Annotated in this window: 21 protein-coding genes and 1 tRNA gene; 9 read left to right on the top strand and 13 right to left on the bottom strand. The window is 45.2% G+C overall.

Translation table 11 applies throughout. From position 1 onward, the window contains the following. The first annotated feature begins 108 nt into the window (after positions 1-108). Genes nrfD through K0A89_05580 form a run of 3 tightly spaced genes read left to right on the top strand, consistent with a single transcriptional unit; the run spans position 109 to position 4,355 of the window. The gene (gene nrfD, locus K0A89_05590) at positions 109-1,221 is read left to right on the top strand and encodes a polysulfide reductase NrfD (GenBank protein MBW6517956.1); all 1,113 of its coding nucleotides are present in this window, start codon (positions 109-111) and stop codon (positions 1,219-1,221) included. Between the two features lie 3 nt (positions 1,222-1,224). Then, positions 1,225-1,923, top strand: coding sequence for a 4Fe-4S dicluster domain-containing protein (locus K0A89_05585; GenBank protein MBW6517955.1), 699 nt, complete (start codon positions 1,225-1,227; stop codon positions 1,921-1,923). Continuing rightward, positions 1,920-4,355 carry a molybdopterin-dependent oxidoreductase gene (locus K0A89_05580; GenBank protein ID MBW6517954.1) on the top strand — a complete coding sequence of 812 codons (2,436 nt, stop codon included), beginning with the start codon at positions 1,920-1,922 and terminating at the stop codon, positions 4,353-4,355. Before K0A89_05585 ends, K0A89_05580 begins: the two co-directional genes overlap by 4 nt. A gap of 446 nt (positions 4,356-4,801) precedes the next feature. On the opposite strand, the gene K0A89_05575 is transcribed toward K0A89_05580, so the two are convergent. The 10 genes from K0A89_05575 to K0A89_05530 form a co-directional block, all read right to left on the bottom strand. After that, positions 4,802-5,194 carry a hypothetical protein gene (locus K0A89_05575; protein ID MBW6517953.1) on the bottom strand — a complete coding sequence of 131 codons (393 nt, stop codon included), beginning with the start codon at positions 5,192-5,194 and terminating at the stop codon, positions 4,802-4,804. 549 nt (positions 5,195-5,743) lie between these two features. Further along, positions 5,744-6,031, bottom strand: a complete 288-nt coding sequence (locus K0A89_05570) for a hypothetical protein (GenBank protein MBW6517952.1) — start codon at positions 6,029-6,031, stop codon at positions 5,744-5,746. Positions 6,032-6,408: 377 nt separating this feature from the next. After that, positions 6,409-7,296 carry a hypothetical protein gene (locus K0A89_05565; protein MBW6517951.1) on the bottom strand — a complete coding sequence of 296 codons (888 nt, stop codon included), beginning with the start codon at positions 7,294-7,296 and terminating at the stop codon, positions 6,409-6,411. Between the two features lie 96 nt (positions 7,297-7,392). Then, positions 7,393-8,031, bottom strand: a complete 639-nt coding sequence (locus K0A89_05560; GenBank protein MBW6517950.1) for a hypothetical protein — start codon at positions 8,029-8,031, stop codon at positions 7,393-7,395. Positions 8,032-8,279: 248 nt separating this feature from the next. Next, entirely contained in the window at positions 8,280-9,068 is a 789-nt protein-coding gene (locus tag K0A89_05555) for an S-adenosyl-l-methionine hydroxide adenosyltransferase family protein (protein ID MBW6517949.1), read from the bottom strand. A gap of 31 nt (positions 9,069-9,099) precedes the next feature. Then, positions 9,100-9,681 carry a hypothetical protein gene (locus tag K0A89_05550; protein ID MBW6517948.1) on the bottom strand — a complete coding sequence of 194 codons (582 nt, stop codon included), beginning with the start codon at positions 9,679-9,681 and terminating at the stop codon, positions 9,100-9,102. Between the two features lie 93 nt (positions 9,682-9,774). Then, entirely contained in the window at positions 9,775-12,144 is a 2,370-nt protein-coding gene (locus tag K0A89_05545; GenBank protein ID MBW6517947.1) for a hydrogenase iron-sulfur subunit, read from the bottom strand. A 77-nt stretch (positions 12,145-12,221) separates the two neighbouring features. Continuing rightward, complete coding sequence (locus K0A89_05540; protein ID MBW6517946.1) at positions 12,222-13,112, bottom strand: hypothetical protein; 891 nt, start codon at positions 13,110-13,112, stop codon at positions 12,222-12,224. 163 nt (positions 13,113-13,275) lie between these two features. Then, positions 13,276-14,547 carry a NapC/NirT family cytochrome c gene (locus K0A89_05535; GenBank protein ID MBW6517945.1) on the bottom strand — a complete coding sequence of 424 codons (1,272 nt, stop codon included), beginning with the start codon at positions 14,545-14,547 and terminating at the stop codon, positions 13,276-13,278. Between the two features lie 347 nt (positions 14,548-14,894). After that, positions 14,895-14,979: transfer RNA gene (locus K0A89_05530), tRNA-Leu, on the bottom strand. A gap of 165 nt (positions 14,980-15,144) precedes the next feature. Between K0A89_05530 and K0A89_05525 the strand changes: the two genes are divergently transcribed. Together K0A89_05525 and K0A89_05520 are read left to right on the top strand one after the other, a co-directional pair. After that, positions 15,145-15,294, top strand: coding sequence for a 50S ribosomal protein L40e (locus tag K0A89_05525; protein ID MBW6517944.1), 150 nt, complete (start codon positions 15,145-15,147; stop codon positions 15,292-15,294). A 7-nt stretch (positions 15,295-15,301) separates the two neighbouring features. Further along, positions 15,302-16,048: a geranylgeranylglyceryl/heptaprenylglyceryl phosphate synthase gene (locus K0A89_05520; protein ID MBW6517943.1), complete on the top strand. Its 747-nt coding sequence runs from the start codon at positions 15,302-15,304 to the stop codon at positions 16,046-16,048. A 42-nt stretch (positions 16,049-16,090) separates the two neighbouring features. Here K0A89_05520 and K0A89_05515 read toward each other — a convergent pair whose 3' ends face one another. Continuing rightward, a complete protein-coding gene (locus tag K0A89_05515) occupies positions 16,091-17,770 on the bottom strand; it encodes a radical SAM protein (protein MBW6517942.1) in 1,680 nt (559 codons plus the stop codon). 68 nt (positions 17,771-17,838) lie between these two features. Between K0A89_05515 and K0A89_05510 the strand changes: the two genes are divergently transcribed. From K0A89_05510 to K0A89_05495, 4 genes are all read left to right on the top strand, one after another. Next, positions 17,839-18,306 (top strand): secondary thiamine-phosphate synthase enzyme YjbQ, encoded by a 468-nt coding sequence (locus K0A89_05510; protein MBW6517941.1) that lies wholly within the window; start codon positions 17,839-17,841, stop codon positions 18,304-18,306. A 61-nt stretch (positions 18,307-18,367) separates the two neighbouring features. After that, on the top strand, positions 18,368-18,853 hold the full coding sequence (locus K0A89_05505; protein ID MBW6517940.1) for a 3-isopropylmalate dehydratase small subunit: 486 nt from the start codon (positions 18,368-18,370) through the stop codon (positions 18,851-18,853). 18 nt (positions 18,854-18,871) lie between these two features. Continuing rightward, positions 18,872-19,744 carry a hypothetical protein gene (locus K0A89_05500; protein ID MBW6517939.1) on the top strand — a complete coding sequence of 291 codons (873 nt, stop codon included), beginning with the start codon at positions 18,872-18,874 and terminating at the stop codon, positions 19,742-19,744. After that, positions 19,725-20,729, top strand: a complete 1,005-nt coding sequence (locus tag K0A89_05495; protein ID MBW6517938.1) for an NAD-dependent isocitrate dehydrogenase — start codon at positions 19,725-19,727, stop codon at positions 20,727-20,729. The genes K0A89_05500 and K0A89_05495 overlap by 20 nt, the downstream gene beginning before the upstream one ends. 240 nt (positions 20,730-20,969) lie before the next feature. Here the strand turns inward: K0A89_05495 and K0A89_05490 are convergent, their stop codons facing one another. Together K0A89_05490 and K0A89_05485 are read right to left on the bottom strand one after the other, a co-directional pair. Continuing rightward, positions 20,970-21,257, bottom strand: a complete 288-nt coding sequence (locus K0A89_05490; protein ID MBW6517937.1) for a hypothetical protein — start codon at positions 21,255-21,257, stop codon at positions 20,970-20,972. 13 nt (positions 21,258-21,270) lie between these two features. Further along, the gene (locus tag K0A89_05485; protein MBW6517936.1) at positions 21,271-21,417 is read right to left on the bottom strand and encodes a DUF5371 domain-containing protein; all 147 of its coding nucleotides are present in this window, start codon (positions 21,415-21,417) and stop codon (positions 21,271-21,273) included. Positions 21,418-21,649 lie beyond the last annotated feature (232 nt).

The raw sequence follows: 21,649 nt of genomic DNA, 5'->3' as shown, positions 1-21,649 counted from the left end.
GTTCATTTAAAGGAGAAATTGATGTTGTCCCATCAAACATTCACACCAAATAAAATGGGTGTCAGCACAGCGATTTTAATATAATAACAATAATGAGGTAGAGGAGAAATGGTTTTCCAAGAAGTATATAATGTACAACATGGACTGATATGGGGATTGCTAATTACAGCTTTCCCCTTTTTTACAGGACTGAGTGCAGGGTCTTTCACACTATCGACCCTGGCATATGTATTCGGGAAAAAGGAATATAAGGTCATATCGAAGAACGCTGTATTAATGGCTATTGTACTATTATTGATGGCGAATATGACACTGTTTGCAGATACAACCCAGCCTACCCGGGCTTATTATACATTTTTATACCCGAACATAGCTTCTATGTTCAGTTGGGCTACTTTTGTGATCAGTGCCTATCTGTTATGCAGTATTATATATGCATATTTCATCTTTACCGGCAACGACAAATATGCAAAGCTAATGGGCATTATTTGTATACCGGTTGCCCTCGGAGTGCATGCAGATACTGGATTTGTGTTCGGGCTCAATAAAGGTATGGTGTTGTGGCACACCGCTCTCATGCCGGTGTTGTTCCTTGTTTCTGCACTGACGTCGGGAATTGCATTATTGATAGTTGTTGTAACCATAAAGGAAAAATACTTCCCTGAGAAGAAGAAGATCGATCCGGAAATCGTTTACAGCATAGGAAACCTGCTTGTTTTCTTCCTTGTGCTGGAATTCTTCCTTGATATTGTAGATATAACGACTATGTTATACTCTGCTGCTGAAGAGTACGAAGCAATAATGCTCTGGTTAAATGGACCCCTATCGTTCTCATTCCTGTGGATACAAATATTCTTAGGCGGAATTGTACCGTTGCTGCTTTTGTCCCATCCAAAGACCGGCCGGACATATCTCGGGCAGGGCCTGGCCGGAGCTCTTGTGGTTATCGGAACTTTCGCAATGAGATTTAACGTGATAGTTGGCGGACAGATGATCCCGAAAAGCGAAGCCGGATTGGTGCCCTATACGAATGAGATCGGATATATCGGTTATTCCCTCTTCGAGGAAATAATGCTATTGACCGGCATTATCATTTTCGGTACCATCACTTATATACTGGCTTTGAAATACACGCCGAAGATCGTTGCAATGATTGATGGAATTATTGGACAGAGTGTTGTTCACAGAGGAACTGAAGTCCCATTGGAGCTGGAGGAATAAGAAATGGGAAAGAAAAAACTTGACAGGATAAATGAAAATTGGGGTCCTAAATACCCAAGACCGGAATTCAGACACGGAGACCCGGAAAAAAAATACGCTATGGTCATAGACCTCCGTAAATGTATAGGATGTCATGCCTGTTCCATTGCATGTAAGCAGGAAAATGAAGTACCTCTGAAGCATTACAGGTCATGGGTTAAGAAGATCGAGAAAGGGACGTATCCAAATGTCAAGACCTTTAACCTGCCCAGGTTATGCAATCACTGTGACCGTCCACCCTGTGTTCTTGTGTGCCCGGTCAGGGCATCGTTTATACGTGAAGACGGTGTGACGCTTATTGATTTCAATCGTTGCATGGGATGCAAGGCCTGTATTGCAGCCTGTCCTTATAATGCCAGGTTCATGAATGAAGGACCTTTCACCAACCATGACCCAAAACATACAGAATATAAAGATACAGCAGATAAGTGTTCTTTCTGTGCTCACAGAGTGGATAATGGTGCACTGCCTGCATGCGTGCTTTCCTGTATGACCAAAGCAAGGGTATTCGGGGATATGAACGACCCGAACAGTGAAGTATCGAAATTGATACACCTTTATCCTACCCAGCTCATCAAACCGGGACTGGGAACCGAACCAAAGGTATTTTACATTGACGCAGATTCCAGTATCATGGGACGTGTAGAGGAGGATAAGAGATGAAACAGTTCAAGGACGTGACTTCCAAAGACATCACACGTCGTGGATTCCTGAAACTTACCGCAGCAACAGGCGGAGCAGTTGTTGCTGGTAGTGCATTGTTAGATCCTGCCATGGCGGGTAGCGAGTGTATCGACTGTCACAAGATAGCTGGCGCCCCTGCCCGGAAACAGCCGCACAAATGGATACCTACAGTCTGTAATATGTGCGGCGGACAGACCGGAGTACTGGCCGATGTCATGACCGTGGAGAATGAAAAAGTGGTCCTCAAAGTAGTACCGAATCTCCATAACCCTATGGGCGTATCTAATGTGTCTGAAGATTTTGAAGAACATAAAAATGAAGGAGCAGCATTATGTCCCAGAGGTAACGCCAGCATTATGGACCTGTATGATCATGACAGGCTTTCCAAACCCATGAAACGCACCAATCCTGTAAAAGGGAAAGGTATCGACCCTGGCTGGAAAGAAATAACATGGACCGAAGCTTATGAACTTATCAGTACGAAGCTTTCCGAACTCAAGGAAAACGGTGAAGCCCATAAACTGGTATGGTTCAGTGATGATGACAATTTTGTTCATATACAACAGGATTTCTGTAACCTGTATGGCACTCCCAATTACCATAACCAGTCGAACCTGTATGATGCAGTCCGGAGGGCGGCATTCAAATCTATGGTCGGGCACCAGCGGCCACTGACAGACAACGTGGATACTAAGTTCATTCTGCTGTTTGGTACAAATCCTCTCTCTGCAGTTAAATGGGGATATGTGCCCCAAACCATGATCCGCGGAATCCAGCACGGGGCCCAGATGGTGGTTGTAGACCCGTACCACAGTTTTACTGCTTCAAAAGCCCATGAATGGGTCCCCATAAAACCAGGCACGGACGGTGCACTTGCCCTTGCATTGGGTCATGTCATCATTAAACTGGGATTATATGATAACGATTTCATAGACCACTGGACTGTTGGTTTTGATGAGTATGCTGACTATGTCAGGAATAAGAGCCCGGAATGGGCCGAATCGATTACCGGTATTCCGGCAGGTACTATTGAGAGGCTGGGACGGGAACTGGGTAATACCAGGCCGGTAATTATCGATGCATGGTCTGGCGTAACCCAGCATTCGAATGGTTTCCAGACCATGAGGGCCATTGTCGCCCTGACCGGTCTGCTCGGTCAGTTCGATGTGCGGGGAGGTCTTGTGCTGCCTGATATGAGTGGAAATGTACATCAGGAAGTAAAGTACACACCATCAAAGTATTCCAGGCTGGATGGCGGTACTGACAAATATCCATTTGCTCATGAATCCGGGGTCATAGTTGAGACATTGAACACTATGCAAAAAGGGACCGGACCATATCAACCAAAGGTCGGTGTTGTTATGCACCAGAACCTGGTGATGTCAGTTCCAGGGACCGAAAATGTCATAGAAGCCATGAAGAGTCTTGAATTCCTGGCTGTTGTGGACACACACATGTCAGAAACTGCCGAACTGGCTGACCTCGTATTGCCCGGTACTCATTACCTGGAACGGTATGACCTGGTCAATAACTGGACCACCTGGCCGTCGGTAAGCCTGCGCCAGCCTGTTATTGAACCCCGGTTCGGACAGCCGGTAGAATACGAATTCATCATAGAGCTGGGCAGGCGCCTGGGATTACGTGAGACAGACGGTAACCTATTCTTTAATAATCTGGTTTATGAGGAATACCTTAGCAGAGAACTTGAGAATGGTGCCCCCGGTATTACTCTTGAGGAATTGAAGGAACTGCCTGGTGCCACGTGGACCGATCCTGAAGGTACGAAATTCAAGAAGTATGACAAAATAATCCGTCTTTCAGGCTCATCAGATGTGGACGAGAATGGTGTTGTTCATGACAAAGATGGAAAACCAATAGGTGTCATGATATGGGACAGATATCATGCAGGTTTTGAAACCCCAACCCGTAAGTTCGAACTGTATTCCGGTACATTAGGAAATACAAAAGACGCCAATGGTGACCCTATCCCTCCCATACCCGAGTATAAGGCTGCAGACATTAAACCTGACTATGAATATCCGTTATACCTGATAAACTGGAAAGAAGTATCTCATACCGGTGTCAGAACCCAGAACAATATCTGGCTGGATGAATTGAAACATTCCAACTACCTGGCAATTCACCCTGAGACTGCAGAAAGGTTGAACATCAGGACCGGGGATCCAGTATGGATCGAGACAAAAAATGTCAAGGATAAAGGTACTGCGCTTCTCACTGACCGGATACATCCTGAAGTGGTAGGTATGCAGCACGGGTTTGGACACTGGAACATGGGTGAAGTGGCAAACGGTAACGGAACCAATGATTACCAGTTCTATAACACTGCTGCTGACCCCGTTTCAGGTAATGCCCTGGCAAATGAAATGATAGTCAAGGTGTACAGGGCATAACAGTGCCCTTACATCTTGATTCTTTTCTTCTTTTTAGTATTATCCGACATTGAGTTGTATACTCTAATGTTGATGTTTGCTTTGAAGTGGATTTTCACCTGATAGGTCTCTTTTCAACGTTGATAGTTATCGATTATCTGCTTTCTGTATTGTACCCCATCATTAATTATTAATTTCGACAGTACATTCTAAGGAATGAGAATTTTCATGAATTACCTTCTTTATCTGGTATGTTCCTATGGTGTGAAAAAGGGTGTGAAAAAGGGTATGAAATAATGTTGGGAAAAATGGGCGGTTTGAAACAATAGATGAAAATGGATGTGTAAGGGTACAATCGTCGATAAGAGTAGAATGTAACCAATAAGTTGGTAGTAGAAAAAAAGGAGCAGATAAATCCTTACATATTTGAGGATATATGCATGCAACTAAAAAAGGTAAAGCCGGGACTATCTTCTTTCCCGGCCATTTATCAGGAGTAATGCTCCCAGGATCCCAATTGACATCCCTATGAAGCCAAATCCTGGTGAACCTTCAGGCTCATCTGGCTCAGGGAATGAAGTATCATCTCCCGGCAGTGTCATTTCGTCCAGTTCTTCCTGATTTGTATAGCCATCTTTGTCAGAATCAAGGCTCGCTATATCCTCAAAAGATTGATATGCGCTGTAATCTATCCCATATGAATTTAGATCACCGCCTCCGTTGGCATCAGCATGACAAATTAAACAATTTCCATTCAAGTCTCCTGGAACCTCATCCGCATAGGATTGGTAAGCACTGCTCGGTGCTGACAATACTGTCAATAGTACTAAAGTTAATGAAAGTGTGTAGATAAGTTTCATTATATCACCAGTTTCACACTATAAGATTAAATACTATAAATAAGAATCGGTCGAAGCTAATATTGACAATACTATAAAATGTACTAATAATAAATATATTAAATGTTTTGATGAAATATGGCTTACCTGCTATTGAAAATAGGCAATAGATTATGTTGGATCTACAACTCTTCTCAATAAACCCTGTTTCACAATAGTTCACAACAAAAAAGAAACCTATAAGTAGGAACAGGTTATTAAATCATTACGTTAAAAAGATTAATTTACTTAAGTGGTGAAATGATTTGAAAGGCTTAATTGAAAATACTCCAAACTTCAAAATTATTGTGGCTATCATACTCGTTCTTGCAATATACATCACATTGAAAATATTCGGAATACTTTCTTCATTCAACTGATACTTTTTTTATTTACTATTTTCCCAATAATAACATGGACTTATTATTGGAATATATCAGTTGTTGTTCGAAAAGTAGTGTTTATTATATAGGTATTATGAAGATGAGAAGGCGGGCAAGGGTAGTGCCTCCTCACCTCATAAATGCATATTTAGTATTTTAGTGCGAAAATCACAGCCATTGACAGTAATGCAATCACCAGAACGATGATTGTGGCGAGCAATGGAGTGATTGAAAGCATGAAACAATTTTTTCCAAATACTTTACTCTGATAATCCGGCCTGATCGAATAGTAAATACCTGTCACCATTCCAAAAGGAAGAACGAAAGACAGTAGATATACCAATATTCTCATAAATCCTTCAGGAACATTGTACTCTACGGCATTATTCCTGGGATTTCTCACATGCATTCCATCGTAGGTACTTATTTCATTCATGGTTTTCACCTTTATCAATTAGTTTTAATTTATTAGTCTTAATTTGTTAGTAAATAATACATCATGCTAAACCATTATATATCTTTCGGTACTGTTCACACCATCCAAAAATAATATATTTGATATTTTAACATTAAATTAAATTAGGGGTAAATATTTGATATATCATAAATTAATTATTGATATAATGCCATATATTCTCATTTTGTTTAATATCTGTACAGCAATAACGTTTTTAATCCAAAATTTTGCTCAATAAATTTCACACGATATTCACAAGATATGAGTAATAACGTCCATAATTCGATCAAATCCGAAAATCTACCAGCTGTATTCTAAAACCAATAAGCAGGAACCAACGTACTTGCTCATCATGCTCAATTGTCGCTCAACATGATATGCATTGAAACGGTGAACAGAATTATCAAAGCAGCTGTTACGACATGAAAAATGTCTTTTAATGAATACGATAAAGCGTACAAATAAGCATTTTCCAACACATAAGAATTCATACTTACAAGGATAGTGACAAAGAGCAATGACACAGAAACCGCAAGCAGAGAAATATAGCCCATTAAAAAACTTTGTACTTCCCACTGCCGGTATGATTCTCTTATGGTAAGGCCGGCGAGTATCAATGTTGCCACAGTAACTATAAAACCGGTAGTATTGGCGATGTCTACATCAAGTATGTCAATTGAGGATACGGTTGCAAGTAAAGCCAGTAATGGAAGTACCGATAATAAAGTGATTATCCTGGTTTTTGACATGGGCTTGCCACCTTCCCTGAATTGCATCGAATATTCTTTCGTTCCCCGGAAAAAAAAGAAGATTGCAATAGGGCCACCGAACTCATGTATGAAATGAAAAAAATTGTGCCCGGCCAGGGCAATAAAACCACTTGAAACATATACCGCGAACAAATGGTCAATCCCGTCACTAAGACCTATCATTCCTGTTACAAATATCCCGGCCATCATAGGCCTCCAGGTAAAAGAAGAATCCTTAAATTGTTCGTACAGGACCAGGATCGAAATAATACAGGCAATAAACAGGAATACACTACTATATATGTGGACATACATCTCCATCAGACCATGGTGTCCTTCCAACTGGTTAATGATAACAAGGTTGTCGTCCCTGAAACGGATATCTTTATAGTTCAGGCTGAAAACCGGAATTATTACAAGAAGGAAAAATAACGTGAGAATAAATCGCTTGTGCCTGCTGAAAGATACAAATAAACTGGAAATTATCACATTCATTGTTCAACCTTCGTATTTTCAGGAAATACTATAGCAAGGAAAATTCTTATTGTTTAACTATTATATATTTGTTAGTAGTAACGATCCCGAATTGAATCAGCTTTTAACAGGCAGGTCGGCCATTTTCCCATAAAAACGTTCAAAGGCTTCCTTAGCATCGCTTTTTTTACTGGTAATAAACTGCAGCTGAATGGAAGATGGCAGTTTGAGGACATTCGTTAACTTTAATGGTTCATCCAGATTAGCAAGATACATGGATAATAACATGGCTCCGAACTTATTTATCAGGGTGTCAGAACCGCTTATCAAAATTATATATTTCTCGCCCTCAATGTGGGTTTTTATGTACAAAGGCCATTTTAGCAACGAATTTTTATCATTAATATCTTTAATCACACTTTCGAGATCTGTAGCACCACCAGATTCTGGCATAAAGAGCTGGGTAACTTCCTCTATTATCGGAAGGTTCGATTTATCCCTGGATTCAAGAAGCCACCTGAACATAGAAAGGGGCATAGTAATGCCATATATACTGTCAACATAGTAATCGTGTGAATGATTTTCTTTTGAAAGCTCTTCTTTCGCATTCTCAATACTTCCAAATTTTTTAACGATAAAACCGGTGAAATCAATAATATCACGTATAGTAGCTGATAGATTGCCATTATTTTTTTTTAAAATGGGGTCTATTATTTTTAAATGGTTATTACTAATTGATACATTTTTTCGAAGCATTGCCTAATTCATCCCACTGCTATATAATTTTATTATAGAATATTAATTCCATTAACTACCATAAATGTTAACATTTTGATTTTACCATATCTACCCTGTATATAAGCTTATTTTACCAATAATTGTATGAAATATAACTATTATAGAATATTGTCCATAATTTAGAGCTTGATATTATATATAATCTCTATATGAGCTAATAATACGTAAATATACCTGATATAGTATTTTATCAGTTCACATTTACTTCACAAAAAGAATGAACCAGGAGGGACCAAATCAAAATGGCTCCCTAGCTCCAATCCAAACAATTTGACGGCACTACCTGAATTTACCGATATCTCCAGATAACCGTGGCTACCAACAACAAGAAGAGGCATACCTTTTTTCACGCTACCGTATGTTTTGACAAAAAGCATGTTCACACCATAAATATCCAGTACATCACCGTATTTAAACCACTCGAACATAACTTTGCCCGGGATATTTGTAATGGCATTACCAAAACCATCCACATACACGATTTGCCCCCGCACTTTCCCATCCATTACCCCAGAGCCACAAAAATCCATTTCCACAAAATTCTGTATCGTATCACCTACGTCTGCCACTGCCATTCCTGATGACAGGTGAGCTGCAACCGGGGCAAATATATCCCGTCCGTGGAACGTGGATGAAGGTTCAAGCAAAAGATCCGGGTTGGTGATCTCACGTACCGTAAGATCCTGTCCTGCCCCGCAAGCCGCTGGAATCAGCAGACCATTGTCAGGCCCTACAAAAAAATGTGCCCCGGCCTGTACTGCTATAGGGCGCCTGGATGTGCCTACGCCAGGGTCAACCACAGCAAGGTGCACCGTACCTTCAGGGAAATGCGGTGCCGATATCATCAGGGCAAAGGCTCCGGCACTGATGTCCTGGGCAGGTATCTGGTGTGAGATATCTACAAGCACAGCAGTTGGATTGATACGTAAAATGACGGCTTTCATCTGGGCCGGGTACAGGTCCCCGAAATCAGAGAGCAGTGAAATTACTGCCATGTGAAATCACTCCTTGCCAGCATAGCTGTATTTAATAATCAGATATCCGTGTGGCATGGTATCTTGACCTCAATCCTGTCATGTTCACCTTGTCCTTTAAAATGCCAAAAATGACCTCACCACTTTTTGCAATGATATTTACATCCGCACCCTTCATCTCATAGGCTTTATCACTGGCAGGTATATCGAACCGGGTAATATCCTCCCTGTATTCCCTGAGCCGTCCGTCATTGGATTCTCTCACATAAGGACTATCTTTTGGAGTTATCTCAAGCAGGTTCAATTCATACCTGAAACAGGGACGGTTGAACAGGGTGGTCAATATATGAACAGCCACGGGGAATCTGATATCAGAATCCACCTCCTTCAGGCGGTCTTCCAGCATCAGGTATAAGTCTTTCTCCTGCCTTTTGTGATTGTAGGTATATACCTTTGAAGGCGGGATATCCAGTTCTTCAAGATAACCTGCGTCGTACAGTGCCCTCAGGTATCCTGTGATGATAAGCCTGTGCTGGTCATACCCGCTGGACTTGAGTTCGCGTGAGACTCCACTGATGGACAACTGGCGGTCCCTGAGCATGTGTAAAACTGTGGTAAAGAATTTCTCAGACATAACAAAACAATTTCTTATTGGTAATGGACCTGATAAATACTTTGGTAAATGATAGCGGTTTAAGTCTTGCTGGGTCTTCCATCTTCAGTATTCTTATTCACCCGTGTTGATATCTGTATCAGATGCATCAAGTTCACTTCCGATAGCACCTATCCCAACCAGTTCATCCACAAAATCACGGACCTCCTGCGCAAACTTCCCGCCTTCACTGGCAGCCACCCACGCAGTTCTCACGCGCCTGGGGTCGATCCCCCTATCAGCCAGCATACTTTTCAGGATATCCACCCGTTGCTGAGCCTTACGATTCCCGGTCAGGTAATGGCATTCACCGAACCGGCACCCTGCCACAAGCACACCATCCGCACCGCCTTTCAAAGCCTTCAGTACGAATGACGGGTTCACCCTGCCCGCACACATCACACGGATGTTCCTGACATTGGTTGGATAGCCCGCACCCAGCGAACCAGCCAGGTCAGCTGCAGCATAACTGCACCAGTGGCATAAAAAAGCGATAATGAGCGGAGTTTCTTTTATGTCATGAGTGGCTGCTTGTACCTGTGCCAGTATCTGGCCGTCAGTGAAATGCCTGGGCTGCAGGGCACCACCGGGACAGGCAGCAGCGCAGGCACCGCATCCGCTGCAGGTCAGTTCGTCCACCACAGCTTTGCCGTTCACTACCGTTATCCTGTCATAAGGGCAGACCTCCTCACAGAGCCGGCATCCTGTACAAAGGTCATCAATGACCTCAACCCCCATCACATCTTTCGGGATACTGCCACTGCTTAATATACTTATGGCCCTGGCTGATGCGGCAATTCCCTGTGCAATGGACACCTGTATCTCCTTGGGACCGGAAGCACAGCCTGCTACGAACACGCCCCTGGTATGGGTGTCTACCGGGCGCATCTTGGGATGGGCTACCTGGATGAACCTATCAGGCCGCTGGCTCAGGTTCAGGGTATTGACAATTTCACCGGAATAGGGATTTGGCTCAAGGCCTACTGAGAGCACTACCAGGTCCACAGTCTGGTCCACAATCTCCCCGGTCATGGTATCTTCATAGGTGATGACAGCTTCACCATCAACCTCTTTCACTGACGCCAACCTCCCCCTGATGAATTCCACACCTTTTTCCTGGTTCCTGATATAGTACTCCTCATAGTTCTCGCCGCCGGCCCTGATGTCGATATAATGTACACTGACCGTTGTTTCAGGATTCCTTTCCCTGATAAGCCCGGCGTTCTTTATAGCAACCATGCAGCACACCCTGGAACAATACGGGTTGCCCACAGTCTCATCCCTGCTGCCCACGCATTGAATAAATGCCACCCTTTTCGCCTTTTGTCCATCCGAAGGACGGACAACCATCCCGCTGGTAGGGCCCGAAGCATTCAGCATCTGCTCAAGTTCCATGCTGGTAATGACGTTGCGGATCGTGCCATAACCATATTCCGGTTTGCGCGATGCATCAAAGGGACGGTGTCCGGTGGCCACGATAATGGCACCCACACTGAACTCAACACCTTCTTCCTTCTGGTCAAAATCCACTGCCTCGGGTTCGCATGCCTTCTCGCACAATTTACACCCCACGCAGTGTTCAGGGTCGACCACGGCCACAAGGGGCACAGCCTGGGCATGAGGCAGGTAGATGGCCTTACGCAGGCTCAACCCACCATCAATTTCCTGTGGCACTTCTATGGGGCACACGGTAGCACACAGTTCGATACACCCCTTGCACTTTAATTCATCAACGTACCTGGGTTTGTGTCTCACTTTAATATGGAAATTCCCGATATGTCCTGTAATATCTTTTATCTCAGAATAGGTATGTACGGTTATATTGGGGTGGTCGATGACCTCGGTAAGCCTGGGAGCCAGCACGCACATGGAACAGTCGTTGGTAGGGAACACCTCGTTGAGCCATGCCATCCAGCCTCCCAGCATAGGCTCGCGCTCGACCAGATGTACCTTTATTCCGCTATCTGCCATGTTGAGTGCTGCCTGGACACCGGTGACTCCGCCACCTATGACCAGCACGTCCCTGATGGCCGGAACAGTCTCGAGCATGAGGGGACTGAGCAGTCTCGCCCTTGCTACACCCATAGCCACCAGGTCCTTGGCCTTCTGGGTGGTGTAATGATAAGAATCCCTGTGTACCCAGCTGCATTGCTCCCTTATATTCACGATCTCGACCAGATAGGGATTCAGTCCGGCTGCCTTTGCCGCCCGTCTGAAGGTCACTTCGTGCAGCCTGGGGGAGCATGCAGCCACCACGATTCGGTCCAGATCCATTTCCTGAATATCCTTTTTGATCTCATCCTGTCCCTGGTCCCCGCATGCAAAGGTAATATCTTTTGATACGACAACGTCAGGCAGGGTACTGGCAAATTCACGTACTGATTCCACATTCAGGTGGCCCGCAATGTTGCTGCCGCAGTGGCAGGTATATACGCCTATTGGCATCAGGATGCAACCTCGTTCTTCAGGTTATTTTATAGAATGATATTTTTAAGCTATTCTATGTATGAAATATCCTTCGATTATAAGGGGATTATTGGTATGCTGCTCCACAGGCAACCTGCTACATATCCCAGTATAGCCCCAGTGTTCAGGAAAGGCAATCCCGCCTGCGGTTTTCCTTTTGCCACTAGAGCCATCAGAGCCGCAAAGCCCACAATGGTACCTACAGCCGCACCAAGGGCCGGTGAATTTATTGTGCCTATCCCAGGTAGCTCGAAAATAAGCAGTTTTACGTAATCTGCCTGGGTAATGAAAACGTTAGCTGATACCATCAGTATGGTGGGCATAACCGCGTCTCCCAGGCCCATAAAGAATGCCTCGCGTTCACCTTCTTTATCATATTTGTATTGACGGAAAGAGAAGTTCAGATGCCTGGGTATTACGAACAGGATGGGCACCTTCATATCCATCACGCCTTCGGCCAGAGCGAGCATATGTTTGGTCTGGTAGACCGATATTGCATCATATATTGCAAGCAGTACCAGCAGTACCAGTGTTGGTACCACGGCAAAAGATATTCCGAATATGGCTGTCACTCCTGCACCTATGAGGATACCGATGATATCGATGACATACCATTCAGGGAAAATGTAAAGCAGTGCAGTGAGCAGAAGCGACAATGCAAGCGTGAGCCAGAAGCTGGTAGATTCATCCATGAAGCCTGCGGTAATTGCAAAAAATACATAGTAAAGAGTTGAAGCTATTGCGAAGAGGATGAATCCATGGATCAACCATTTGATATTTTTCTTAATAGCAATGAGAATGACAAGGGTGAATCCCAGTATAAGAGCGATGTAATAGACCGAATACCATACATTCTCCGGGTCGTCTGTGAACTGCATACCCTCTGAGATCATGGGCTGGGCAAGCATGATCGAGATCAACTGGACCAGGAGCAGGAACACTCCCATAACAACGAAAGGAAGTAGGTCTGCAATTGTGTTTTCCTTTTTCTTAGTTTCTGTCAATATAACGGCTCCTTCAAGTTGTAAGGAATTGACCAATAAACGGTTTTAACGTTAATATAATTATCAGGTGATCTGATCGAATAAAAAAGAAGAAAGGTAACCAGGGTTACCTTCTTTTCAATAGATATATTGCCACCAGGACCGTTGACGTTACCAGTATCCCAAACCCAGGCGATGGTTTGGTCGCATCTTCCATGGGAGTTTTCGCTTCCGGCATCAAGGTCATGGCCTCTGGAGCATGCTCTGCTGCCCATGCTTTATCCATTTCCTCATGGCATGGCAGGCAGACATATTCCACGGTGAGTGCAGGATTAGCATATTGCATATTATCTGCAGGGTCTGTATATATGTACTCAGCATCTGCCGAGATATTTATCCTGAATAGATGTGACCGAACATCGCCGACATATTCAGATGCAGGTGCGGCTGATAATGCTGCTCGTGGCATGTGGCAATCGATACATTCCACACCTTCAAGCTGCATCACCGTACCGTTGTATCCAGCTTCTTCAGTTTGGTGACATTCCTCACAGGTTGATATAATACCTTTACCTGCTTCAGTATTAGTTGCACCTACATGGACCGGTTGATGTGGATCGTGACAATCTACACAATTCAGGGCAGACATCTTGCCTGATGACAGGAAATCAAGGTATTGTTCATGATGCTGGACAAATTTCCCTTTTGCAGGTATCTTATCATCATCTGCACCCCGCCTGTGGCACTGGCCGCACATTGAAGCTTCCCTGTTCACTACTATTGCGACACCCTTTCCGCCACGCCGGGCGACATGTTCACTGCCCGGGCCATGGCATGCTTCGCACTGGATGCCCCGAAACTCCCAGGAACCCACCATGCCGGGCAGGTTGTCCTGGTCCGATTCATAGGAAGACCCGGTGTTGTGGCATTTGGTACAATCATATTTCTTTTCCTTACCAGCATTATAGTCCACCCATTCTCCTGTAGCAATATTATACTGGTTCTTGCCGTCGATATCCCGGTTCTCGCCGGTCTTGGTAATGATATAGCCATCAGTTCCAATAAATCGTGCTTTCCAGCCCCAGCCACCTATCACATAAAGAATGTCTTCTTTTGAATATCCTTCAGGCATGGGCAGGTCTGGCCGCACAGCCAGAATCTCATCAGGTGTACTCAATTTGTAATTGTGTCCGGTCGTGACCCAATCATTGTATTTGTCTGAATGACACACCTTACATTCTTCAGCACCTACATAAGTAGCATCTTCCTGACCTTCACTTCTTTCTACTGGCATCTTCTGATCCCCAATAACATATCCCTCTGCAACAGCTGCCGATGGAACAAGCAGGGATATCACCAGTACGAGAAATACCAATTTGGTCGATATCTTATTTGTCATGACTTTCCTCCTCATAGAAAAAAACTTTTTTTTCCTCATCATTATATATATTGAATTCTCCTTATAAGTGTTACTGGTCATTAAAATAATAAAATAGTTGGAGAAGAATGACTGTAATAGACCAAGTTTCAGTGAAAATCCAATTTCATTTATGAGAATATTTCTATTAATATATTCAAAAAATAAATCCGGTACTATCCCATAATCTAGTGATTTTTCCAAATTCTTCGGACTTTATCCCCTTATCTTTGTAGATAAGCTGCTGCAGGAAAGCCGATTAATGATGGGAGCCAGAAGGAAAAAAGTCGGGATATAAGGATTACCATCACTACTACTGGCCAGAGTAGTGCGGGGAACGGGATTCGAACCCGCGAATACCTACGTAACAGGATCTTAAGTCCTGCGCCTTTGGCCTGGCTTGGCTATCCCCGCGCACTGGGTGCTAAGATAAACATTAATTTATTTCAAAGTATCGTTATAATATTGACAGTATTGTAGTATAACCGGGTCGTTATAGGCGAAACCATTAAAAGCCAGTATCACCTTAGTATGGCTCTATCAAATCAACATTTTCATAGTAATCCGGAGTAATTATCAATGGCAAGATTCCCTGAAGCTGAAGCACATATCCTGCACACCAAGATATGCATGAACTGCAATGCACGAAACCCAATTAAAGCAACACGATGCAGGAAATGCAAATCCAAGCAACTTCGTATGAAATCCAAGGAAAGCAGAAGCAGCTGATCCTGACATGAGTGTAGAAGAGCGTCTGAACAATATCGTGAAGACACAGGGCGCAGTACACCTCACCCTTATCGACCCGGACAGCCAGTCCCCTGAAACTGCGGGTAGCATGGCTGCCCGGGCCGCAGAAGGCGGGACTGACGCCATCATGGTGGGCGGTTCAACCGGGGCCGGAGGCAGCATTCTTGACAGGACCATAAAAGCCATCAAGGAGCAGACCGACCTGCCCACAATATTGTTCCCTGCCAGCGCAGGAGGGGTCAGTGCCCATGCAGACGCCGTATTTTTCATGAGCCTCCTCAACTCCCGGGATGTCAACTATATCACAACCAACCAGGCAATGGGCGCACCAATGGTGAAAAAATATGGCATTGAACCTATTTCAATGGCCTATATCATCATCGAACCCGGCGGTACTGTCGGCTGGGTCGGGGATGCCAAACTGATACCCCAGAAAAAACCTGCGATTGCCGTGGCCTATGCCCTGGCAGGCAAATACCTGGGTATGCATTACATCTACCTGGAAGCCGGTTCCGGTGCCGATAGTCCGGTCCCTGCGGCCATGGTGGGTGCTGTAAAGCAGTCTGTAGGCGATGAGACAATGGTCATCGTGGGCGGAGGCATCCGTACCGGCGAGACCGCAGCCAGACTGGTAACAGCAGGCGCCGATATGATAGTCACCGGTACAATTGTCGAGCAGGTCAGTGACGTACAATCCAAGATACATGAACTTGTCAGTGCTATCAAGCAATAAAACTGTGTTCTGCTCAATTTATATTCATATTATATTCATATTCTATTCTTTTTCTAAGACAATATAAGGTAAAATATTCTCCATATTGTCCAGCTTACCGAGCAGGTCATCCTTATCACGGTAGGGCCGTCCCTGGAGAATACTGCGGGCACGTTTCTTTCCCACTCCAGGCAGTTCACCTATGAGCCTGGGGGCCGCATGATTAATATCCAGGGGATAGGGTATTCCGGTAATGGAACGGTGCCCGTGTCCCGTGACCGTGACATCAATGAATCTCCCCGGCGGCAGCTCGGCAGGAATGCCAACCAGCAGCGGGTATGATGCCAGCTGCCTGCCAAACGTAATATTGCCAGGTACTTCACACATCACATCCTTTAGCACCGTACCCACAGGCACCAGGCGCTCAAGCATTGGCAGGTCAATCTCCCTGCGCACCCTGTCCTTGAATTGTAGAAACTGCCTGTGATACCGGTATGCGGTATCTTCCTGCCATATCGGGGTGCCCGGGAATGCCATGACCTGCCTGATATTTATCCTCCTGACCATAAGGTTGCCATCCAGCAAACCCTTCAGGAACTGGAAATTGTGATGGAACGTCTCCTCTGACTCACCTTTGAGCCCGTGGATGAAATTCAGGCCAGGCAGCAATTCAGGCAGCCCGTTATCCCCACGCTGACCACCGACACGGTTTATCAGCCTCACGGCCTCCAGCACATCATCAGGCATGGCTTTCAGGCAGTTGGCCCTGATCACCCGGGGGTCTGCGGATTCCATACCCATGGCAGCCACATCCCCTGGTGTATGATATTTAACAATTATCCGCGCAATATCCTCTGATTCAACAGGATGCGTAGCAATGGTTGCAGGATTGGCATTGTCCATGTGAAGCACATGGAGGCCGGGCGCAGCACTGCGAATCCCCCTGTATAATTGCTCCAAAGCCTCGGGGCTGGGCACCGGCATATCTCCACCGGTATCTTTGGCCAGGTAACTGAACAGGTCTGGCTGTCGCCCAATCCTGAAATACCTGGCTCCGTTGCTGTACAGTGCTTCAACTTCGGCAACCACATCCCGAATCTCCCTGAAATCCGCATCACCATAAAAGGGCTCTGTGCAAAAGGAACAGTGACTCAGGCGGGCGCATCCGCGGTATGTCTCAAGTTCGCACATCACATGCGGGTAGTCCGGATGCTGCCGGATTATGAAGGCTCCCCTGGCACCCCAGTGTGCTATTTCGCCGATCGAACGCATCCGGTGAACTACTGTTCCCGGGTCCTGCAATCCGGCAGGGGATGACAGTATATCGTAAACAAACGCTTCAATATCCCCCTTGGCAGGAATAATACCCCGCATGTCCATTGCTGTTGCCTTCATACCGCCCTGGCTGCCGTATCCCAGCCTGATGGGACCGCCCAGTACCACAGGTGTATCCCCGGCCACACGGGCGATATCGCCAATCTCACCAGGATTGATAGGTGTGCCACGCAGGTACTTGCCAGGCACGGTCATGCCTGCGATAATGACGATGAACCCTGCTTTTCCCAGGATATCCTGCCCCAGTCCCTGTCGTACCTGGTCTATGTTCAGGTAATGGATGTGGTCAGGGGATATCCCCTGTTCAGCCATGGCACCAGCAATGTACCTCGGATAAGGCGAAATATACGGAGGGACCCCTAAACATGCCGGTTCATCCACGTATCCATCTATTATAAGAGTCCGAATGATAAGGTGTAACCTCCCTGGTTCTCTGGTTATGTCCTTTTGAAAACCAGTGTTATCTCAATAGTTATATAATTGAAAATATAAAGACTATTATTGTACAGACCAGAGGCAATCCTGTGAAGATAATAAACGAAGACATCACTATTAACTCTAAGGGCCATTCGGATATTATTGACATCACCCATCAGGTGAAAGAGAAAGTCAGCAGTTCCCGGTTGAAGACTGGTTCGGTGCTGGTCTTCGTTCCGGGAGCCACTGGTTCGGTGACCACTATGGAATACGAACCGGGCCTGGTAGCTGATATGAAGTCTGCACTGGAAAGGCTCGCACCCCGGAAGCTGGAGTATGACCACAATCTCAAATGGGGTGACGGCAACGGTCATTCCCATATAAGGGCATCAATGCTGGGACCCAGTCTGGTCGTACCTTTTATGAACGGCCAGTTAACACTGGGCACCTGGCAGCAGATAATTTTTATTGATCTGGATACCAGGCCGCGGTCCAGGGAACTGGTAGTGCAGATTACAGGAGAATGACATATACCTGATTAAAAAAGTATATAGTCCTGTAACTATAACTATCCGCAAAAGTGATCCAATGAATATGACCATCTCAGGGAGAGTCTGGAAATACGGAGACGACATCGATACTGATGTGATAATTCCCGGCAAGTACCTGAGAACCACTGATATGCGGGTCTTTGCCGAGCATGCAATGGAAGGCATTGACCCTGACTTTTCAAAAAAGGTTAAACCCGGTGATGTTATTGTTGCAGGTGAGAATTTCGGGTGCGGGTCATCACGTGAGCAGGCACCCCTGGCACTGAAACATGCCGGTATATCCTGTGTGGTTGCAAGGTCATTTGCACGAATATTCTTCCGCAATGCGATCAATGTGGGTCTCCCCATCATCGAAGCCGATGTCGGATGTCAGGAAGGCGAAATATGCACGGTCGACCTTCAGCAGGGTCGGGTACAGTGTGGTGACAGGGTTTACGAAGGTACAAAACTACCCGGCTTCCTGCAGGAAATGCTGCTGGACGGAGGTCTCGTGGCCCACAGGAAAAAACAGGCATCAAAGTGAGGCTGAATAAACCGGATGATGATATTTCCAGATGATTACAAGATGGTGGGTATAACCCACGAAGACCCTACTAAAAAACAGTTGGGCGAAGCTCCAATCTATTTTGCAACAAAATACGTGATCGCTTATGTGCCCGATGGCAACATAAAGATTTTAAAAGTGGAAAGTGAACCCACAAAGACCCTGCTTACAAAACCCACATCCTTTGAAGTTATTGCACAGGGAGCTCAAGTAGTAGTACACAAGACAGAACATGACGCCCATAACAGGACGAAATTGATATTGCTCGCACTTGAGGAATGCAAAGGTCCGGTAAACACGGTGATCTTCAAGGGAAGGGATAAACACCTGACCTTTGTGCATAAACCCAGCATGTGCGATGTCATGCGAATCGAAATAATCGATGTCATCCCGCCCGAACCTCCCTGGCTGTCCTTTGCTATCCAGCGACTGGTGGAAAGTGGTATCCTGGGTGAATTGAATATCACCTTTGAGAAGACACTCATCGACCTGCGCCAGTTCGAAGGGGAGAATGTGGTGTTCCCCTGTAATGCATCTGAACTCAACGGTAAATATCTTGACACGAATGATGACATTGAAGACGGTTCAATACTTGTGGGCTGCGATATTTCCCGGGAGATTTTTGAACTCAGGTTCCCGGAATATACGTACAAACAGGTCAATATGTGTCCGCTGAAGGCCGAACTTGTCAAACCTTCAAAGCCATTCATCACCCGGTGCTGCCAGACAAGGAATACAGGACTTATCAATATCAATGGACACGATGGTGTGGTGGTTCACTGGGGAGCATCAGAATATGATATTGTTGATGCCATACGACTGCTGGTCAGGAGATTACATGGTGAGCCCGATGAAAGTGGCAGTGATTGAAGGGGACGGTGTCGGTCATGAAGTGATACCTCCTGCAGTGGCGGTACTGAAGGCGGTGGGACTTGATTTTGAAACGGTCTCCGTGGAAGTGGGATACGGTAAATGGGAACGTACCGGCCGGGCAATGGATGACAGTGACCTGGATGTGATGCGGGATTGTGACTGCATCCTCTTTGGCGCCATCACCACACCCAGTGACCCCAATTACCAGAGCGTCTTGCTGCGCATCAGGCGTGAACTTGACCTGTATGCCAATGTCAGGCCGTTCCGGTCACTGAACATTCCAGTGGATACTCCGTACATGGCAAGGGAACCTTTTGATTTCATCATTGTACGTGAGAACACCGAAGGACTCTACGGCGGGAAGGAGGAAATTGGTGAAGACCAGGCCACTAGCATCCGTACCATTACCCGGAAAGGCAGTGAACGTATCGCACGGATCGCATGTAACCTTGCAAAAGAACGTAAGAACAGGCTGACCATTGTCCACAAGGCCAATGTGTTGAAGTCGTGCAGTTTTTTCCGCGGGGTATGTATCAAAGTGGCACAGGAGCATGATATAACATTTAATGAAGGATTGGTCGATGCCATGGCGTACAACCTCATCCTCTTCCCGCACAAGTATGATGTACTGGTTACAACAAATCTTTTCGGGGACATCCTGAGCGACCTGTCAGCAGCGCTGGTCGGCAGTCTCGGTCTTTGTCCCAGTGCCAACATCGGGGAAAAGTATGCGCTTTTTGAACCTGTACACGGTTCTGCACCCGATATTGCAGGTAAGGGTATTGCCAATCCGATGGCAGCCATATTAAGTGCAAGAATGATGCTTGAATGGGCGGGGGAATATGAAAAAGCCGGACTGGTACAGCAAGCAGTAGACCATGTACTTGAGATGGGGATTAAGACCGCTGATCTTGGCGGCCATGCATCTACAAAAGAAGTATCTGACGCAGTAGTGCGATATATTGCGAATTTTCGAAAATAAATCGCTGAATTACCTCTTTATCATATCCTGCAGGGTTGCATTGGGTGCAGATAACCTTTGAATTCCATGCTCTACTTCATGGTTCAGGGTGTTTTGTAATAACCCAGTGCAACCATTCTGCCTGAGGGTATAATTGTAACACTTTCGATCATGTCAGCACAAATGGAGTATACAGAACATGATGTTTGCAGACATACTACTTTTACGCTGTCAATATAAAAAATGAGTCTAATGAATGGATTACTCATCCATTTCAATCTCAACCATGGAAGCGTTATCCATGTGTCTTGTAAACATAGAAAGCCAGAGACCTTGTTTACCATAGAATACCTCACCACTGTTAGGATAGGCGGTCTCGGTCATTTTTTCGTGCTCTATAGGTTCATCTGTCTGTATAGAATCCCCGAAACACAGGCTTAGATTCCCGTTCTTGCTGATACTGAAAGCAAGCTGCATCATGGATTCCATATCGTATCTGCCGATAATCTCTTTTGGAGCAGCAGCCATGCATCTGATTGTAGCGTTCATTGCGATCACCTATTTATTGATTTGTATCTAAATTATCACAGTCGAGGTAGTAGTATACTGCCTTTGATATGGCATCTTTGGTGGAAGATTCGCCTGTTTTTAATTTAAGTGCAATGATATCTTCTTCGGGTAGAACCGATTGTACGTGCACTATTTTCATATTATTCACCATATTTTTCAAACTCGATGACATCATGCTCATCACCATAAGCATTATGATAATCATCATTATAATACTTTCTGTATATATAGGTTTCGTTTTTTTCGGCCTTGGGACAATATTCCCCTAACCCCCTTTCCTTTGCCAATGAGGTCTTCTGCCATCTAAAATCTCAATGTAGCCAATTCTTCTGATATCATGAGCAACAAGTTTCAGCTTTGTTTCAGTCGCT

It is taken from the genome of ANME-2 cluster archaeon, from assembly GCA_019429385.1.
In the GTDB taxonomy this organism is placed as follows: Archaea; Halobacteriota; Methanosarcinia; order Methanosarcinales; family Methanocomedenaceae; genus Methanocomedens_B.
The sequence above is the reverse complement of the archived record's forward strand: the minus strand, read 5'-3'. Positions and strand labels throughout refer to the sequence as shown.

Bases quoted from the DNA above. Each gene is read 5' to 3' on its own strand.
- nrfD (MBW6517956.1), top strand. From the start codon at position 109: ATGGTTTTCCAAGAAGTATATAATGTACAACATGGACTGATATGGGGA.
- K0A89_05585 (MBW6517955.1), top strand. From the start codon at position 1,225: ATGGGAAAGAAAAAACTTGACAGGATAAATGAAAATTGGGGTCCTAAA.
- K0A89_05580 (MBW6517954.1), top strand. From the start codon at position 1,920: ATGAAACAGTTCAAGGACGTGACTTCCAAAGACATCACACGTCGTGGA.
- K0A89_05575 (MBW6517953.1), bottom strand. From the start codon at position 5,194: ATGAAACTTATCTACACACTTTCATTAACTTTAGTACTATTGACAGTA.
- K0A89_05570 (MBW6517952.1), bottom strand. From the start codon at position 6,031: ATGAATGAAATAAGTACCTACGATGGAATGCATGTGAGAAATCCCAGG.
- K0A89_05565 (MBW6517951.1), bottom strand. From the start codon at position 7,296: ATGAATGTGATAATTTCCAGTTTATTTGTATCTTTCAGCAGGCACAAG.
- K0A89_05560 (MBW6517950.1), bottom strand. From the start codon at position 8,031: ATGCTTCGAAAAAATGTATCAATTAGTAATAACCATTTAAAAATAATA.
- K0A89_05555 (MBW6517949.1), bottom strand. From the start codon at position 9,068: ATGGCAGTAATTTCACTGCTCTCTGATTTCGGGGACCTGTACCCGGCC.
- K0A89_05550 (MBW6517948.1), bottom strand. From the start codon at position 9,681: ATGTCTGAGAAATTCTTTACCACAGTTTTACACATGCTCAGGGACCGC.
- K0A89_05545 (MBW6517947.1), bottom strand. From the start codon at position 12,144: ATGCCAATAGGCGTATATACCTGCCACTGCGGCAGCAACATTGCGGGC.
- K0A89_05540 (MBW6517946.1), bottom strand. From the start codon at position 13,112: ATGGGAGTGTTCCTGCTCCTGGTCCAGTTGATCTCGATCATGCTTGCC.
- K0A89_05535 (MBW6517945.1), bottom strand. From the start codon at position 14,547: ATGACAAATAAGATATCGACCAAATTGGTATTTCTCGTACTGGTGATA.
- K0A89_05525 (MBW6517944.1), top strand. From the start codon at position 15,145: ATGGCAAGATTCCCTGAAGCTGAAGCACATATCCTGCACACCAAGATA.
- K0A89_05520 (MBW6517943.1), top strand. From the start codon at position 15,302: ATGAGTGTAGAAGAGCGTCTGAACAATATCGTGAAGACACAGGGCGCA.
- K0A89_05505 (MBW6517940.1), top strand. From the start codon at position 18,368: ATGAATATGACCATCTCAGGGAGAGTCTGGAAATACGGAGACGACATC.
- K0A89_05500 (MBW6517939.1), top strand. From the start codon at position 18,872: ATGATATTTCCAGATGATTACAAGATGGTGGGTATAACCCACGAAGAC.
- K0A89_05495 (MBW6517938.1), top strand. From the start codon at position 19,725: ATGAAAGTGGCAGTGATTGAAGGGGACGGTGTCGGTCATGAAGTGATA.
- K0A89_05490 (MBW6517937.1), bottom strand. From the start codon at position 21,257: ATGAACGCTACAATCAGATGCATGGCTGCTGCTCCAAAAGAGATTATC.
- K0A89_05485 (MBW6517936.1), bottom strand. From the start codon at position 21,417: ATGAAAATAGTGCACGTACAATCGGTTCTACCCGAAGAAGATATCATT.